At 64.2% G+C, this 16,611-nt stretch carries 13 protein-coding genes; 4 read left to right on the top strand and 9 right to left on the bottom strand.

Going from position 1 to position 16,611, the window contains the following annotated elements; translation table 11 throughout:
* Positions 1-322 precede the first annotated feature (322 nt).
* The gene (locus tag GS424_RS13685; RefSeq protein WP_160943634.1) at positions 323-1,312 is read right to left on the bottom strand and encodes a DUF559 domain-containing protein; all 990 of its coding nucleotides are present in this window, start codon (positions 1,310-1,312) and stop codon (positions 323-325) included.
* Positions 1,313-1,832: 520 nt separating this feature from the next.
* Here GS424_RS13685 and GS424_RS13690 point away from each other — a divergent pair.
* A complete protein-coding gene (locus tag GS424_RS13690; RefSeq protein WP_244977559.1) occupies positions 1,833-3,269 on the top strand; it encodes an MATE family efflux transporter in 1,437 nt (478 codons plus the stop codon).
* 6 nt (positions 3,270-3,275) lie between these two features.
* Here the strand turns inward: GS424_RS13690 and GS424_RS13695 are convergent, their stop codons facing one another.
* The gene (locus GS424_RS13695; protein WP_160943633.1) at positions 3,276-4,799 is read right to left on the bottom strand and encodes a response regulator transcription factor; all 1,524 of its coding nucleotides are present in this window, start codon (positions 4,797-4,799) and stop codon (positions 3,276-3,278) included.
* Between the two features lie 213 nt (positions 4,800-5,012).
* On the opposite strand from GS424_RS13695, the gene GS424_RS13700 reads away from it, so the two are divergent.
* Positions 5,013-6,797 carry an FAD-dependent oxidoreductase gene (locus GS424_RS13700; protein ID WP_160943632.1) on the top strand — a complete coding sequence of 595 codons (1,785 nt, stop codon included), beginning with the start codon at positions 5,013-5,015 and terminating at the stop codon, positions 6,795-6,797.
* 144 nt (positions 6,798-6,941) lie between these two features.
* Positions 6,942-7,544 (top strand): cytochrome c3 family protein, encoded by a 603-nt coding sequence (locus GS424_RS13705; RefSeq protein WP_160943641.1) that lies wholly within the window; start codon positions 6,942-6,944, stop codon positions 7,542-7,544.
* Positions 7,545-7,782: 238 nt separating this feature from the next.
* On the opposite strand, the gene arcC is transcribed toward GS424_RS13705, so the two are convergent.
* The 4 genes from arcC to ptcA all read right to left on the bottom strand — a co-directional run bounded on the left by arcC (position 7,783) and on the right by ptcA (position 12,683).
* Complete coding sequence (gene arcC / locus GS424_RS13710; protein WP_160943631.1) at positions 7,783-8,736, bottom strand: carbamate kinase; 954 nt, start codon at positions 8,734-8,736, stop codon at positions 7,783-7,785.
* 63 nt (positions 8,737-8,799) lie between these two features.
* Positions 8,800-9,915, bottom strand: coding sequence for an agmatine deiminase (aguA, locus tag GS424_RS13715; protein ID WP_160943630.1), 1,116 nt, complete (start codon positions 9,913-9,915; stop codon positions 8,800-8,802).
* Positions 9,916-9,936: 21 nt separating this feature from the next.
* Positions 9,937-11,439, bottom strand: coding sequence for an APC family permease (locus GS424_RS13720; RefSeq protein WP_160943629.1), 1,503 nt, complete (start codon positions 11,437-11,439; stop codon positions 9,937-9,939).
* A 212-nt stretch (positions 11,440-11,651) separates the two neighbouring features.
* A complete protein-coding gene (gene ptcA / locus GS424_RS13725; protein WP_160943628.1) occupies positions 11,652-12,683 on the bottom strand; it encodes a putrescine carbamoyltransferase in 1,032 nt (343 codons plus the stop codon).
* 168 nt (positions 12,684-12,851) lie between these two features.
* On the opposite strand from ptcA, the gene GS424_RS13730 reads away from it, so the two are divergent.
* Positions 12,852-13,517 (top strand): GNAT family N-acetyltransferase, encoded by a 666-nt coding sequence (locus GS424_RS13730; protein WP_160943627.1) that lies wholly within the window; start codon positions 12,852-12,854, stop codon positions 13,515-13,517.
* Positions 13,518-13,521: 4 nt separating this feature from the next.
* Here the strand turns inward: GS424_RS13730 and GS424_RS13735 are convergent, their stop codons facing one another.
* Genes GS424_RS13735 through GS424_RS13745 form a run of 3 tightly spaced genes read right to left on the bottom strand, consistent with a single transcriptional unit; the run spans position 13,522 to position 16,596 of the window.
* On the bottom strand, positions 13,522-14,199 hold the full coding sequence (locus tag GS424_RS13735; protein ID WP_218958862.1) for a response regulator transcription factor: 678 nt from the start codon (positions 14,197-14,199) through the stop codon (positions 13,522-13,524).
* Positions 14,200-14,204: 5 nt separating this feature from the next.
* Positions 14,205-15,884 carry an ATP-binding protein gene (locus tag GS424_RS13740; RefSeq protein WP_160943625.1) on the bottom strand — a complete coding sequence of 560 codons (1,680 nt, stop codon included), beginning with the start codon at positions 15,882-15,884 and terminating at the stop codon, positions 14,205-14,207.
* Positions 15,853-16,596 carry a TorD/DmsD family molecular chaperone gene (locus tag GS424_RS13745; protein WP_160943624.1) on the bottom strand — a complete coding sequence of 248 codons (744 nt, stop codon included), beginning with the start codon at positions 16,594-16,596 and terminating at the stop codon, positions 15,853-15,855. Before GS424_RS13745 ends, GS424_RS13740 begins: the two co-directional genes overlap by 32 nt.
* Between the last annotated feature and the right edge of the window lie 15 nt (positions 16,597-16,611).

A 16,611-nucleotide genomic window follows, 5' to 3' on the forward strand; every position in this document is an offset into this window, starting at 1 on the left:
GTCGGCGTCGCACGACGGACTCGGATCGGAAGGCTGAACTCCGCCGCCAACCGCGGCTACACAGCAGTATCCAGCTCACTATGCACAAAAACCCGCGACGTGCGGGTTCGGAGAGCTTCGGAAAACGCCTTTGAATCGCCCATCAGGGCCCCAATCCGCGCATTTCGATACAACCATGTTCCTGACCTGGCGTTTCCCAAACCAAGCAAAAACCGCGCGACACGATGGCAGAAACGACATCCCGCACGTCGGGGATTTTTGTTCAAACACGACCGATTCCGCTGCAAAATCGATGTCGGGCCGCAAGAAAACGCGGGTAGACCTAATCGTATCCAATGGGCAATCCCAGCTGCCTTCTCAGCTTCAGCTTTCGTGCGTGGTAGCCGGAGACGCGAACCTGCAATCGCTTTCCAAGATGGCGGCGGATCGTCTCTGCGATCGCATCCGTAGCAACCATGCTGTCGAGCTCGTCGTTCGTGACGCACACGACCGTCCACCCCATCGAGACAAGGGCGTTCATCCTGCGAGAATCCGAGATGCGCTTTTTCTCGCCCGAGTGCGACTCTTTGCTTTGATACTCGACGTCGAGTTTCGCTTCGGGCCAGCACAGGTCGCCGCGGAAATACGTTTTCCCCGTAAGCGCCCGTGCCGCAGGGCTTGCGAGTATCTTGTAGTTCATACGAGGAATGCCCAGCCCATGACCCCCGTACATCATAGGCAAACCGAAAGCGAGCGCTTGCTTGGTTTCGCGAGGGGATGCAGAATCGTCGGCCAAGTAGCGTGCGATGCTCGCCACTTTTCCCGAGCCGCGCAACGAAGGATTACGAGCTGCGAAGTTTTCAAGCACTTTGACGGAAGCAAGAGGCTCCACCTGATAGGCGGAAGCGACCCCGGTTCGTCGCGTTTGATACGAACCGCACAATTCGTAGCCGAGCTCCAACAGGGCGACCTCGCTTTTTTCCTGCGCCGCGATATGCACGAAGGCAAGAGCGGCCGCGCTTGCGAACACGCCTTTGCCCAGCCGGTGCAGGGATCGTCCTTGCAGCGCGGATGCGCAAACATGCGACTTGCACGCTTGCGACATGCGACGTCGAGATGAGCTTGCCACCAGGACATGGGCAGGCAGGTCGATCGCCACCGAAGGATGGCTCGTCCGTACGAGCTCGATGGCTCTTTCAAGCTCGCGTGGGCTTGGAGCCCGATCGGGCAGCATGCTCGCATCGGCTCGCAGATAGGCGCGCGCACCCGGATCGGTCGTGCGCAGAATCTGAAGGGCGGTTTCGCGCCCGAAGCATATTGTCGGAGCGATCATGCGGCTCGCCGACCGCTCGTATAGGTTTCCGCAAACATCGTAAGCACAACATCCCCTTCGCGCCCTACGTTAAGAGGATCTTGCGGGTGTGGTAAGGAAAACGAGGGCACCGTTTCCGCAATGGGCCGCTTCATGAGAAGGGCACTCGCACTAACTCCCTGTATGCGCTTATCCTAACATGCAAAACGCCTTCATATTGCACAATAACGGGCGACGTGCGAAACATCGCGCTCGACATCCGCGCGTTGGGCGGCAACCGCTAAAAGAAACACCTGATCAGGAACGCTGTCATCAGCATACCGCGCGAAATCCGCTTTCCAGAATAGGTACGGAGGCTTCTTCTCTCAGGCGCAGTCCGCACGTCGGGGATTTTTGTTCAAATACATCCAGCGCGACGTGCTAATCCCATATAATCCCGCGCGGGGGCGAAACGCGACCGGTATAATCCCCCGCTCGTCGCCGCTTCGCGGTATCGTCGATCCAAGGGAAACGCGCCACACAGGCTAGGAGGCCGACGGCCATGGACGAGCTGCTCATCGAGCCCGAACCCACCGAACGCGAGCTGGGAACCGCTCCCATCAAGCCGCTGTTCGCACGCTACGCAGCCATCACGTTCGCCGGCATGCTGGCCCAGATGGTGATGGTGGTGCTCGAGGGGCTCATCATCGGCAACGGCCTGGGCCCGCTCGGGCTGGCCGCCGTCACCGTCATCCTGCCGCTCGAGCTGCTGAACCTGGCGCTGGGCGGCGCGCTGGGCATGGGCACCGCCGCGGCGGCCGGCCAGCGCCTCGGCAGCGGCGACGCGGCGGGCGCACAGAAGGTGTTCGCGCAGGGCTTCTGGCTGTCGGCGTACCTGCTGGTGGCGCTTTCCGCGGCCATCGCCCTGTTTGCACCGCAGATCGCCACGCTGCTGGGCGCCACGGCCGACATCCACGCCGACGTGACGGCGTTCATCCGCCTGCTCATGTGCTTCTACCCGTTCTGCACGCTGGGCCAGCTGCTGTGCTCGCTCTTGCGCACCGACGAGAAGCCCTCGCTCGCTTCGGCGCTGGCCGTCATCGCCTCGGTCGTGTCGCTGTTGTGGCTGTACGTGTGCGTGTACGTGCTGCAGCTGGGCTTCGCCGCCGCGGGCGCGTACTACGGCATGAGCACGGGGCTGTGGTTCTTCGCCATCCTGTATTTCCAGTTCAACAAGAAGTCAACCTTCAAGGTGACGTTCTCGGGCATGAAGCTGGAGCGCAAGGTGTGCGGCGCCATCCTGTGGCAAGGGCTGCCGTTGTTCCTGGTGCAGGCCGCCAGCCTCGTGTACACGATGGTCATCAACAACTACCTGGGCGCGCTGGGCGGCGACCCCGACCTCGCCGCGTTCGCCGTGATCAACGGCTACGTCATCTACCTTTTGGACATGCTGTGCCTGAGCGCCACGTACGGATTGCAGCCCATCGCCAGCTTCAACTGCGGCGCGCGGCACCACGACCGCCTGCGCGAGCTGGTGAAGGCCAGCCTGGGCGGCACGTTCGCCATCCTGGCCGTGGTGTGCGGGCTGGTCATCGCGTTCGCGGCGCCCATCTCGGCGTTCTTCATCGGCGACGACCCCGCCCTCGTCGAGCTGACAGCCTCGCACTTCCTGCCGCTGCTGGTGTGCGCGCCGTTCGGATTCATGGCGCAGGTGGCCTCGGCGTACTTCCAAGCTGTCGGCCAGGAGCGCACGTCCATCGTGCTGGGCATCTGCCGCTACCTGCTGTTCGCCATCCCGCTGATCGTGGCGCTGGCCGCGCTCGAGGGCATCACGGGCGTCTGGTGGTCGCAGCCGCCCGCCGACCTGCTGGCCGCCGCCCTGGCCGTGGCGCTGGCCGCCCGCGAATGCCGCAAGCTCAAGCGCGCGGACGCGGACACGAGTGCGAGTGCGTCCGCGCTGGGAGCGCCGGAGGGGGAAGCGCTGGTCGAGGGGGCGTAGGAAGACTCACGAAGATGCGGGGGCCGTCTCCCCGTCGACGCCCGCATCGTACACGATGTCGAACACCTCCTGGCGCGAGCCGACGCCCATCTTCTCGTAGATGTGGGCGACGTGGGTCTTCACGGTGCCCTCGGACAGCACGAGCTCGCGCTGGATGGCCGGCCGCGACCGGCCCTGCGCCAGCAGCGACAGCACCTGCGTTTCGCGCTGCGACAGCCCGTAGCGCTCACCCAGCAGCACGCAGCGACGATCCACCACCTCCACCACGGCGGCACCGTTGCTCTCAAGCGGGATCTCGGGCTCGCCCTCGATCGTGTACTCGTTGAGCGCATCCGCCGACGTGAGCGTGCGCTGCCGCCGCTCGTACAGCAAGCGCGGGTGCACGGCCACCACGATGATGAGCGCGTACGACACCGCAAGCACCACGAACGCCGACGCCACCTGGTCGGTTTCGAGCAGGAATATCCACCCGATAGAGCAGATGCTGTACGGCGCCAACGACATGCCGGCGTTGAAGTACGACGGCCCCGCCAGATCCTTCTCGGCGTTCATGACGAGCGTCCAGGTGAGAATGTGCGAGAAGAACTCGGCCGCCAGCAGCACCACCGTCACCGGCTCGCTCCACATGCCGGGAAACACCTGCTTGAGCACCGCCAGCATGAAGCACCCTACGATGACGAGGAACGGCACCTGGTAGCGGTACCCCAGCGGCTTGTCGGCCGAAGCCACGAGCGTGCCCAACGCGAACGCCGTCAGCAGCACGCAGGCAAGGCACGTCCGCACGCACGAGACCAGCGCGTCCTCGGCAACGTATTCGACCCGCGCGCTTCCCCATATCCCGACGTTGCTCACCGCGCTGAGCGTGACGATGGCAACCCCCGAGGCGACGAGCAGCAGGTAGAGGTGCGATCGCGCCTTGTCGGCCACGACGCCGCCCTGCGCGGCATCGCGCTTCCGCCACGCGCGCGGCAAAGCCGCCAGCGCGACGAGCGGGCACGCGCAGCACACGACGATCTGCGCCGTCGCGCCCAGCGCCGAGCTTGCCGCAACGCTCAGCACCTGCTCGATCACCTGGCTCGCAAGCGCCACGACGATGGCCGGGCGCAGCGGGACCGCCCGCGCCAGCGCGATGTAGAACGACGCCACGATCCACAGGTACCCCATGCCGAGCACGAACGAGGCGCCCACGCCGAGCACCACCGGCGCCACGAGCGTCTGGTGGAACGCGATGGCGAACCCGGCGGTGCAGAAGCACATGACCAGCGGCAGATACGTCCGCATGCCGCGCCCGAAGCGCTCGAACGCCCCGGGAGCGACGAGGATCAGCAGCGAGACCGCGACGCGCCCCGCGTGGTACGCGTACCGCGTCGTCTCGAGCGAGGAGTCGGTCGACGACGGCTCGAGAAACACCCCGCCGTATCCGACCAGGTTCACCCAAACGCCCATCACCGCCAGGCCGACGAGCGCCGCGATGGCGCGCTTGCGCTCGTCGAGCGCCACACTCCCAAGACCGCTTCCCGTGAACCGCATAGCAACCCCTCCCCTGCGCGCCCTGCATCCAGCCCCCTCAAGCCACTTCGCACGATAGATGCATCCGCCCCACCATACATCATCCGGTTCGGACGATAGTGCGACCAGGGGCAATATCTGCCGGTTCGCACGATGCCCTATTCCGTCCCGCCGCCTACTCTCAGGGCGTCGGCATCGCCGGCACCACGGAACCATCAAGGAAAGGGGACCATCATGGGAGCATCATCGGTTTCACGTCGTGATTTTCTGCGCAACGCAGGCCTGGCCGCAGCGGGAGCGGCCGTGGGCGCCTCGGCGCTCGGCCTGACGGGCTGCGCCGATCAGGCGACCGGCGGCGGCACCGACCAGGAGGCATGGGACAAGGAAGCGGACGTGGTCGTCGTGGGCTTCGGCGGCGCGGGCGCCTGCGCGGCCATCGCCGCGGCCGACGCGGGTGCCAGCGTCATCCTGCTCGAAAAGAACGCGGAAGCGGAGCACCTCAGCAACACGCTCATGTCCGGCGGCATCTTCCACTCGCCCGACAAGGACGGCGACAAGGAAGCGCTCAAGGAATACCTGCGCGGCATGTTCTCGGGCGAGAACCTGCCGACGAAGAACGAGGGCGAGCAGTCGCCCCTGTTCGTGGACGGCATCGTGGAGAAGTTCGCCGAGTACGAGCCGCTCAACGTCGAATTCATGCAGAGCCTCGACCCCGATTTCAAGGTGATCGAGCGCGGCGGCGCGGCCTTCCCCGACTTCCCCGGCGCCGAGAAAGCGGGCTACAAGAGCTACAACAGCACGTACGGCAAGTCGGCCACAGGGCCCAAGTTCCCCACCATCGACATGCCGAAGGAAGACACGGCCGCCGGCCTCGCGTTCTTCAACTGCTTGAAGACGGGCATCGCCGACCGCACCGACAAGATCGAAGTGGCATACGAAACGCCCGGTCAAAAGCTCATCCAGAACGACGCAGGCGAAGTGATCGGCGTCGTCGCCCAGCAGGGAGGGGCCGACGTCCGCATCAAGGCGAAAAAGGGCGTCATCCTCACGACCGGCGGTTACGAGTACAACGAAGAGATGCGCCGCGCGTTCCTCGAAGGCGAGGGCATGACCGGCTGGGCGTTCTACGGCACGCTTTCCAACGAGGGCGACGGCATCCGCATGGGATGCGAGGCGGGCGCGCAGCTGGCGAAGGTGGGCAAGGCGGCGTCGCGCCTCATCTGGTCGTGCCCCGACGTGACGAAGAACGACTGCAACGTGGGCTCCATCACCGACTCAGTGGGCGGCGCCGGCACCATCGTCGTGAACTCCGAAGGCCGCCGCTTCATGAACGAGACGCTCATCACGAAGGACCCGAGCCGTTACTTCTCGTACAAGAACGCCGTGCACATGGACATCGAGAAGCTGGAATTCCCGAACAACCCGTCGTACATGATCATCGACGAGACGAAGCGCACGTCGGCGCCGCTGGTCAACATCACGCTTTCCACCTGCGGCTTCGGCATCGTCCCGTGGGACGAGGACAACCAGACCGCCATCGACAAGGGATGGCTCATCAAAGCCGACACCATCGAAGAGCTGGCCGAGAAGATCCGCGACACCCACGAGCTCAACAGGGGCCGGATGGATCCCGCCGTGCTGGCCGCCACGATGGAGCAGTACCAGCACATGGTGGACACCGGCGTCGACGAGGAGTTCGGGCGCACGAGCAAATCGAAGGACCCGCTGACCGGCGAAGAGACGGACAAGGGATTCCAGCCCATCAGCACGCCGCCGTTCTATGCGATGCCGCTCGTGGCGGGCGGCCCCAACACGAAGGGCGGCCTGCAGGCCGACGGCGAGCGCCGCGTCATCGACTGGCGCAACGAGCCCATCCCGCGCCTGTACTCGGCCGGCGAGATGTCGTCGTGCTTCAAGTTCGTGTACCAGGGCGGCGGCAACGTGACCGAGTGCATCGTGTGCGGGCGCATCGCCGGCGAGAACGCCGCGGCCGAGACCGCCTGGGATGCCGCGAAGTAAAACCATACGCCGCGGCGGCGTGCGAACGCGGACGCCGCCGCTTCCCCGCCCCGCTCGGCGGAGGGCGACACCCTCCCTCCCCTCGCCCGCGCCGAGCGGGGCCATCCGCAACCACGTTCGACGAAGGAGTCAGCCGTGAACCGAATGCACCTGCGCATAACCGTTGCGTTGGCAACGTGCGGCATCGTCGCCCTCGGCGGCCTCGCCGCGTGCGCTCCGCAGCACAACGACGAAACCGGCAGCGAAGGCGCGAACGCGGAATCGACGCAGGTCGCTTTCACCTGGAGCTACGATTCCACCTGCGCGCAATGCCACGAGAAGGAAGACGGGTCGATGGACGATGCGGCGTGCCTCGCCGCCACGCACGCCGCCGAGGGCACCACGTGCGCGACCTGCCACACCGACGAGAGCGGCCTGGCGAGCGCCCACAAGAACGCCACGCCCGACGAAGCCAAGAAGCGCGCGACCAAACTGCGCAGCACCACCATCGACGAGGCCGCGTGCCTGTCATGCCATGGCAGCTACGAGGAGCTCGCGGCGAAGACCGCCGACCTCGCACTGCTCACCGACAGCGAGGGCACCACGGTGAACCCGCACGCCATGCCCGAGAACGAGGACCACGCCTCCACCGACTGCGCCAGCTGCCACGTCATGCACGACAGCGAGCCGGCCGAGGAGAGCGCGCCCGAATACTGCGACTCGTGCCACCACGCCGGCGTGTACTCCTGCCACACCTGCCACGACTAGCGAAGCGCTCGCGCGCGCCGCGCGCCTCCCGCCGCGCGCCTTCCTTCGCGTGCCTCCCCGCTTTTGGACGCAAAACGGCACCGGTGACAATTCTCTTGGCAGCACAAAGCCCCAGGTGGCGAATCGAAGTCTCGCCACCTGGGGCTTTGCTTGTTGCAGCGACGTCGCACGACGAGAATCGCACGCCAAAATTGTCATGGCCCCCGATTCGCGTCCACGCGACCGGAATTCGCGCCCGCTACGCGACGATCAGCGTTCCCGTCTCGCCTTTGAGGCCGGCGGCGGCGCTTTCGAGCGAGGTGATGAGCGCGCGACCCTCGGGGTAGGCGCGCACGTACTCAATGCACGCCTCCACTTTCGGCAGCATGCTGCCCGGAGCAAACTGGCCCTCCGCAATGTAGCGCTCGGCCTGGGCCACGTCCATGACGTCGATCTCCTCCTGCTCGGGCGTGTTGAAGTTGATGGCCACCTTCTCCACCGCCGTGAGGATGACCAGCATGTCCGCCTCGAACTCGGCGGCCAGCTTGGCGCTCGAGCGGTCCTTGTCGATGACGGCCGGCACGCCGTGGTAGCCGCTCGCGTCCTCGACGACCGGCACGCCACCGCCGCCGGCGCACACCACCACGTAACCGTCGTTCATGAGGTCCTTGACGGCGTCGAACTCCACGATGCGCTGCGGCTGCGGAGACGCGACCACCTGGCGCCAGCCGCGCCCGGCGTCCTCCTTGAACATGGCGCCCGTCTCGGCGGCGAGGCGCACGGCCTCCTCCTCGGTGAGGAACGCGCCCACAGGCTTCGTCGGATCCTTGAACGCGGGATCGTCGGCATCCACCACGGTCTGCGTGATCAGCGCCACCGACGAGCGCATGATGCCGCGCTCCTTCAGCTCGTTGAGCAGCGCCTGGGACAGCTGATAGCCGACGTAGCCCTGGCTCATCGCGCCGCACTCGGGCAGCGGCATGGCCGGCGTCTTGCCGTCGTGCGCGTTCGCGTAGTCGAACGCGCTCTCGATCATGCCGACCTGCGGCCCGTTGCCGTGCGAGACGACGACGTTGATGCCCTCGGCCACCATGTCGACGATGTTCTGCGCGGTATGTTTCACCAACTCGAGCTGCTCCTCGGGGGTCGAGCCCAAGGCGTTGCCGCCCAACGCGATGACCACCGACTTGCCGGCGCCTTTCTGATAGGGCATGGAAGCTCCTTTCGATCGCAGAGCGGGGCCCACCCCAAGGGACGGGCCCCGCTCGGAATTCGCCTACAGCCCCGCGGGCTGCTGCTGGGTGATGCAGTGGATGTTGCCGCCGCCGTAGACCACCTCGCGAGTGGGCACGCCGACGATCTCGCGCTCGGGGAACATCTCCTGCACCTGCTGCAGGGCGCGCTCGTCGTACTCGTCGTCGTACTGGGGCACCAGCACGAAGTCGTTGCCGATGAGGAAGTTCATGTACGAGGCGATGCACACGTCCTCGGTGGTGCGCGGGATGGTGCCCTCCACCACGTCGATGGCGTCCACTTCCTCCTGCGTCATGTAGGTGGGCTCCTTCGGCATGATCAGCTTGTGCACCTTGAGCGCCCGCCCCTTCGCGTCGGTGGCGTTCGACAGGGTGTCGTAGGCGGCATGCGCGGCCTCGTAGAAGGGGTTGTCCTCGTCGTCGGTCCAGATGCACGCCACCTCGCCGGGGCGCACGAAGCAGGCCACGTCGTCGATGTGCCCGTTCGTCTCCTCGGGGTCGATGCCGTCCTTGATCCAGATGACCTTGTCGACGCCCAGGTAGTCGCACAGGTACCCTTCGATCTGCTCCTTCGACAGCTCGGGGTTGCGCCCCTCGGACAAGAGGCACATCTCCGTGGTCATCACGGTGCCTTCGCCGTCCACGTGGATGGAGCCGCCCTCGAGCACGAACCCATCGGGGCGATAGCGGTCCACGCCCGCCAGGTCGGCCACCTTGAGGCCCACGAGCGCGTCCTGGTCCCACGGGAAGTATAGGCCGTCCACCAGGCCGCCCCACGCGTTGAAGTGCCAGTGCACCGCGCGCACGTCGCCCGCATCGTTCACCACGAACGTGGGGCCGCAGTCGCGGATCCACGAGTCGTCGCTGGTCATCTCCACGACGAGGATGTTCTCCTCGCCCGCCAGCACGTAGTGCGCGGCGGCGTAGTCCTCGGGGTTCACGCCCACGATGACCGGCTCGTACTGCGCGATGCCGCGCGCCACGTCCGCGAACGCCTTCTGCGCGGGCTTCGCGCCGTCACGCCAGTTGTCGGGGCGGTGCGGCCACAGCATCCAGATGCACTCCTGCGGCTCGAACTCGCCGGGCATGCGGTAGCCGTCCTTCTTCGGGGTCGATTCGTTCTCGTAAATCGTATCCATAGGTACGTCCTTTCGGGTTGGTTACACCAAGTCGCGCGGTTCTCGGCCGATGAGCTCGTCCTCTTCGATGGCGATCTTCTCGGACTCGGGCATCTCCACGAATCCCTGCGCCACGTCGAAGTCGAGCGGGTCGCCGTTCGATCCCATGCCGCCGTAGTCGCTGTTGCGCCCGCGCGCCGACCAGATGCGCACGATCTCGCCCAGGATGACGAACGCGATCACGCCGATGAGCATGGGGATCTTGCCCATCTCCTCGGGCGAGCCGTTCAGCGGCACGATGGTGGCGATGATGGCCAGCACGAGCAGCACCACGGGCAGCCACGCCACCACGAGCGCCACGCCATGGCCGCCGGGCACCTTGAACACGCGCTTGGCGGCGGGGTCGATCTTGCGCAGCTTCAAAAACGCCGGGAACATGGGGATGTAGCTGATCAGCAGGAACACGATGTTCATGGAGAAGAAGATCCAGAAGAAGCTGTCGAAGCCGGCCAGCTCCATCACGGGCGACAGCAGCACGAGCGCGCTGGCCACCACGCCGTTGACGATGGCGGCGCCGGTGGGCATGCCGTTCTTCTTGCTCTCGTGCGCGAACACCTTCGGCATGTTCTTCTTGCGCGCGGCGTGCTCGGCCACGAAGTTCACGCCGAACGACCAGCTGACCATGTTGCCGAACAGCGTGATGAGGAACACGATGCCCACCACGATGAACAGTACGCTGCCCACGCCCGCCATGATGCCCACGGCGTCCATGATGCCGGAGTCGAGCGAGATGTCCATCGCGGGGATGGCGGCGCCGATGCCGAACGAGCTGAACAGGTACAGCGCGGCGATGGCGATGCCGCCGGCGATGATGGCGCGGGGGATCTGCTTGTTCGGGTTCTCCATCGAGCCCACGTACGTGGTGATGACCTCGAAGCCCATGAAGTTGAACAGGATGATGGACAGATACGTCAGGCTGTTCGAGTCGAGCGCCGGCAGGAACGACTCGGGCGTCATCTCGTTCGCGAAGCCGAAGTTCACGGCGTACCAGATGCCCAGGCCGCCCACGACCACCGCGATGCCCACCTTGAGCACGGCGGCCAGGTTGAGGATCCAGGCCGAGTCCGACACCTTCGAGAAGCTGAGGAACACGACGATCCAGATGAACGCCAGCTCGATGATGAGCGAGGGCACCAACCCGATCTCCATCCCCGTGATCATCGAGATGGTCTCAGGGAACAGGAAGGCGAGCGACGCCATCCACAGCGGGAAGTTGATCCAGTAGTACCAGCTCACGCGGCTGCCCCACTTGTCGCCGAACGCGCGGCGCACCCAGTCGTACAGGCCGCCCTCGTCGTCGTACGTGGTGCCCAACTCGGAAACCACCAGGCCGTACGGCAGCAAAAACGCGATGATGAGGAAGATCCACCAGAAGAACTGTGAGTTGCCGATGGCAGCTGCGGGAGCCGCCGCCTCGGCCACGAACACGACGGTGATCACCGACAAGATCGCGTCGATCAACCGGAATTTCTTATTCTTTGCCATAAGTTTCCTTCTTTCGATAGCGCTGAGTTCACAGGTTGGCGCTAGTCAGTCAGCGAGGACAGCCGTGGTGCCCGAGATCGCGGGGAGGGCGAGGGCGAAGCGTACTTCGGTACGCGAGGCCTCGGCCTCGCCGCGAGATCGGGTGCCACGGCCGCCCGTCCCCTTCGGGGACTTGCTTCGCGGCGCAGCACGTCGACCCGTTCCGATGGCCGTTAGGCCATCGGAACCCCCTGCTTGCCGAGGCCTTCCAGCAGGTAGTTCAGCTGGTCGTGCGCCTCACCGGCTTCGGGCTCCTCGGTTTCGGCCTGCTTGCAGAAGTACGCCAGCAAGCCGCGGATGGAGTGCTTGCGGTTCTCGGCCTCGTCCCAGCAGATGGACTGCGGGCCGTCGATGACCGCGTCGGTGACTTCCTCGCCGCGCGAGGCGGGCAGGCAGTGCATGAACTTGGCGTCCGGGGAGGCCATCGCCATGAGCTCCTCGGTCACCTGGTACTTCGGGTAGAAGATGGCCATGCGCTCGTCCTTCGACAGCTCCTTGTCGTACAGGCCGTACCACACGTCGGTGTACACGAAGTCGGCGTCCTTCATGGCCTCCTCGCGGTTGTCGGTGACGCTCACGCTGCCGCCCGACACCTCGCAGTTCTTGCGGCCGATCTCCAGCAGGTCCTCGCGGATCTGATGGCCCTCGGGGCCGTACTGCACGAACGTCATGCCCATCTTCGAGGTGATGAACATCTCGGACACGCACACCTGGGTGGCGTCGCCCACGAACACCATCTTGCAGTTCTCGATGCGCTTGCCCTCGGGCAGGTGCTCGATCATGGTGAGGAGGTCGCCCATCTCCTGGGTGGGATGGTTGTAGTCGGACATGCCGTTGATCACGGGGATCGTGGCGTACTTCGCCAGCTCCACGAGGTCCTCGTGGTGGTCGACGCGCGCTTCGAGGATGTCGAGCAGGCGGCTCATGACGCGCGCCGAGTCCTCGATGGTCTCGTGCCCGCCCAGCTGGATGGTGCCGGGCGCGTAGAACTGGCCCGTGCCGCCGAGGTCGGCCATGGCGCCCTCGAACGACAGGCGCGTGCGGGTGGAAACCTGCTGGAAGATCATGCCGAGCGTCTTGTGCTTCAGCAGCTCGGGGAAGTAGCCGGCCTTCACGCAGCGCTTGAGCACGCGCGACAGCTCGATCATATCGAGCAGCTGGTCCTTCGTGAAATCATTGGTATCGAGAAAATCCTTGACGGTCATGGACGAGCCTCCTTCGGAGAATGCGGACAGGTGGATCGGCGCGGCCGGATTGCAGTACGGCCGCGCCTTGCCCTCAGTTGTAACCCGAATCGCCGAGGCGCTCGACAAGGCTGGCCGGTCGTGCGAGAATCGAAGACGAACCGAAACCGAATCGCTAAAGGACACGCTATGAACCTATCCGGACTCATCACCGTTCAGCCTGATCAGACCGAAGAGCTCGACGCGCTCGCCACCATGGTGGGCACGTGCTTCCTCGAGGAGATGTGGTACGTCACCTGGCTTGAAGCGCTCGACGAACTGGGCATCGGAACCGACCGCAAGCTCGAGATCACCCGCGCCGTCATCCGGTCGGACTACGCCGTCACCGCGCCGTACCAGTGCGTGTACGCGCTGCCCGACCGCGCGGGCGCCGCGAACGTCTACCTGCGCAGCGAGCTGGGCGACGTCGACTGGACCGAGCTGGAGGAGGAGTCGGGCGCGCTTCTGGCCGAGGTGCTCACCGACGAGGAGATCGACGTGCTGGGGCCGCGCATCGAGGCGATGGACCCCATCTCCTCCACGAGCTGGCCGCTCGAGCGCGCGGGCGCGGACGAGGACTTCGTCTACTTCATCTCGGCCGGCGTCGATCCCGAGAAGCGCGGCACGGGGGCGTTCCGCCGCCTGTTCACGCCCTTCCTCGCCTACGCCGACGAGCACGGGCTGGACTGCTACCTCGATTGCTACACCGATCGGCTCGAGCAGCTGTACGGCCACTTCGGCTTCGAGACGGTGGAGCGCCGCAGCATCGACGCCTTCCCCATCGAAGAGCGCCTCATGATCCGCCGGGCGCAGTAGGAAGTCAGCCCGGTATCTCCACTTTGTACCCCACGTTGCGCACCGTGATCACGAAATCGGGGTTCGAGGGATCGCGTTCGATTTTCTCGCGAATCTTGCGGATGAACACCGCGATGCTCGAAGTCTCCCCAACGAACTCGCGTCCCCAGGCTTCAGCCACCAGCTGCTCGCGCGTGAACACCTCGCCCGGATACGATGCCATCAAATACAAGATTTGAAACTCTTTCGCGGTGAGGTCGATGGGGACGCCGTACACGACGGCATGGTGACGCTTGACGTCCATCTCGATGGGCCCCGCAACGATAGACGTCCTGTTCCGATCGGAAACCGCTGCGAACTGACGCAGATGGGCTTTCACCCTCAGCGTCAGTTCCTGCGGATCGAACGGCTTCACGAGGTAGTCGTTCCCGCCAGCTTCGAACCCTTCGCTTTTATCGACGATATCGCTACGAGCAGATAGGAAAACGACCGGCTCGATTATCCCTCGCGCCCTAAGTTCGCGACAAACGTGGAACCCGTTCATGCGCGGCATCATAATGTCCAAGATGATAAGATCCGGACGTTCGCGCTCGAGCATCGCAAGCCCCTCCTCGCCATCGCTCGCAACGCAAAATTCGTAGCCCTCGCGCACGAGAACCCGTTCGACGAGCGTTTGCATGCTCTCCTCGTCGTCGATCAACATGACCTTCATTCGTCCCCCCAACCATCCGCTTCTGCCGGTATCCGCACCGTGAACACGCTCCCTCGTCCGAGCTCGCTTTCCACGCTCACGCGACCGCCGTGCAGCTCGACCAGCTCTTTGACAACCGCCAGACCAAGGCCGCTGCCTCCGTATCGGCGGTTCTCCGACCGATCGCATTGGGCGAAGCGCTCGAACACCCGCGCCACATCCTCCCGAGCGATGCCGACACCCGTATCGGACACGCAAACGACAACCTCGCCAAGCATCGCATCGTAGCGGGTTTCTACAACCACCGAACCGCCCCGCTCGGTGAATTTGAGGGCGTTGCTTGCAAGGTTCTCCATAATACGGCGCAGTTTCTCGTAGTCGGCGTTGAACACCGGCACGTCATCATGCACGACCACTTCGAGCCCGATCCCTCTTTTCTCGGCAATGGGCCTCACCGTTCCTGCAACGCCGGCAGCAAGATCGCGGAAATCGACCGCCTCGCACACGAGCGTCGCCTTGCCCGCCTCCAAACGTGCCATTTCCAGAATATTGCTGATCATCTGCAAAAGCAGCCGACCGTTCTCCTTGATTTCCCTGATGGCTACCTGATCGTCTTCGTCGCCCTCTCCGTGAGACTGCTCCCATAGCTCGGTAAATGCCAGAATGGACGTGAGGGGCGTTTTAAGCTCATGGCTCATGATTGCCAAGAAGTCGGATTTGTAGGCGCTTTCGTCAAGCAGCTTCTCGTTGACGGCCTCAAGCTGGGTGCGCTGAGTCTCCAGCAACGCATTCGCCCGCTCGAGTTCCGCAGTGCGCACGTCCACCTGTTGCTCCAAATGGTCGTAGAGCTCCTGCAATTGCACAGCCATCGAATCGAACGAGCGCGCCAGATCCTCTAACTCATCGCGATCGCCTATCCGCGAAAGATCGACGTTGAAATCATGGCGCTCTATCTTGCGCGCGGCCCCACCGAGCTGCTTGAGCGGCTTCGCAACGAGATGGGCGATGCCGAAAAAGATCGCAGCAAGCCCGCCAGCGAGAACCAGCGCGAAGATCACGGTTTCCTGCAAGAGATTCGTCCGCGAATTCTGCAGATACGTGTCGACCGGCATGATGATGCTCGCTGCGCCAGCGATATCGCCGATCTTCTGGCCTTCCTTCTCATACCCCAGAACATCGAGTTCGCCAGCCGGTTCGCCATGGCAATCCAGACACGACTCCGTCACGAAGAGCGGTTCAACATAGCGGAACACATCGTAGCCCTCGTCGTCGGTCGTGAGCGCGTAATACGAACCAAGCGACGGATCGGACTTGAGGGCTTCAAGCGCTTCGCGCTCGAACTCGTCCGGAGCGTCGGATTTCCTGCGCGTGGAGGTATTCGTGTAATGAATGATGTAATCGGTCTCGGCGGTAAAAGAGCGGCTGATGGATTTGGCCGCAACCACGCAGTACAGCGTATAGTTTCCGTCTTCGTCGGTTTTGAACTGGTTTTGATTGCGCTCCATGAAGTCCCAGACCGCATCCATCTCCACGGCAAGAACTTGCGCTTTTTCGAGCAATTCGCGTTCGGTCTGCTCATGTTGCGTGTGCTGGCGCCACGCAACGTTGAATCCGAGCAGCACGGCGATCACCGCGACGAACAGCACGGCGAATTTGAAATACAGGTTAGCTCTTCGTACAACCGTCCCCTTGCCCATAAGCGCGTTCCCCCTGGCGAGCCTCGAGCGCATCACCCAGCTCGACCAAGGCCGTTTCGTCGAGCCGCAGAAACTCTTTAAGCAATTGTACAACGCGAACGTATAAACCGTAGCTGGCGGGCAACGTCGAACATGCTTCCGCATAATCCGGCATCCAAGCCATTGCATGGCCGCACAAAAAACTGTGCGAGGAATGCACGAGTCTCCGAGCCTCCAAGGCGTCCGGCCGCCCCAACGCCTCCACCATGCGCACGCCAAGCGAAGCCATGAAATCGAGTTCTATGGCAATGTGGTCGTCGGCGACATGAGGATAACCCGAGCAAACATACCCCTCGGCGAAATACGCTCTCCTCACTTCCAGCGTGCGCTCCTGGAACAAAGACTCGTCGGACCCTCTCCAACTCGATTCCCATGGACGAACCGGCAGCGCTTCCGGACCGACGAAAAGCCTCGCATACGCCGCCGAAGCGCGCTCTCGTCCAGCGTCGTCGTGCGCCCGCAACGCCTCGACCTCAAGCATCGCAGCTTCTTGAGCTGCGCGGAAGCGGAGATCGGCTTCGCAGAATACGGCCAGCGCGCTCACGTTCTCCTCAGCGAGCACCCACTCGAGCACCGCAGGAACAGGCGCATACCCCAGAACGGCCTGAAACCACAGATACGCTTGCGATCGAGACATGGCCAACAGCTCGATATCGCCATCCTTCGTTCTCATCGCTTCCCCCTCGCG

This window comes from Eggerthella guodeyinii, from assembly GCF_009834925.2.
Classification (GTDB): Bacteria; Actinomycetota; Coriobacteriia; order Coriobacteriales; family Eggerthellaceae; genus Eggerthella; species Eggerthella guodeyinii.

Excerpts from the sequence above, each read along its gene's own strand:
- GS424_RS13740 (WP_160943625.1), bottom strand. The coding sequence starts at position 15,884 with ATGGGCAAGGGGACGGTTGTACGAAGAGCTAACCTGTATTTCAAATTC.
- GS424_RS13690 (WP_244977559.1), top strand. The coding sequence starts at position 1,833 with ATGGACGAGCTGCTCATCGAGCCCGAACCCACCGAACGCGAGCTGGGA.
- GS424_RS13695 (WP_160943633.1), bottom strand. The coding sequence starts at position 4,799 with ATGCGGTTCACGGGAAGCGGTCTTGGGAGTGTGGCGCTCGACGAGCGC.
- arcC (WP_160943631.1), bottom strand. The coding sequence starts at position 8,736 with ATGCCCTATCAGAAAGGCGCCGGCAAGTCGGTGGTCATCGCGTTGGGC.
- GS424_RS13735 (WP_218958862.1), bottom strand. The coding sequence starts at position 14,199 with ATGTTGATCGACGACGAGGAGAGCATGCAAACGCTCGTCGAACGGGTT.
- GS424_RS13720 (WP_160943629.1), bottom strand. The coding sequence starts at position 11,439 with ATGGCAAAGAATAAGAAATTCCGGTTGATCGACGCGATCTTGTCGGTG.
- GS424_RS13745 (WP_160943624.1), bottom strand. The coding sequence starts at position 16,596 with ATGAGAACGAAGGATGGCGATATCGAGCTGTTGGCCATGTCTCGATCG.
- GS424_RS13730 (WP_160943627.1), top strand. The coding sequence starts at position 12,852 with ATGAACCTATCCGGACTCATCACCGTTCAGCCTGATCAGACCGAAGAG.
- GS424_RS13685 (WP_160943634.1), bottom strand. The coding sequence starts at position 1,312 with ATGATCGCTCCGACAATATGCTTCGGGCGCGAAACCGCCCTTCAGATT.
- aguA (WP_160943630.1), bottom strand. The coding sequence starts at position 9,915 with ATGGATACGATTTACGAGAACGAATCGACCCCGAAGAAGGACGGCTAC.
- ptcA (WP_160943628.1), bottom strand. The coding sequence starts at position 12,683 with ATGACCGTCAAGGATTTTCTCGATACCAATGATTTCACGAAGGACCAG.
- GS424_RS13705 (WP_160943641.1), top strand. The coding sequence starts at position 6,942 with ATGCACCTGCGCATAACCGTTGCGTTGGCAACGTGCGGCATCGTCGCC.
- GS424_RS13700 (WP_160943632.1), top strand. The coding sequence starts at position 5,013 with ATGGGAGCATCATCGGTTTCACGTCGTGATTTTCTGCGCAACGCAGGC.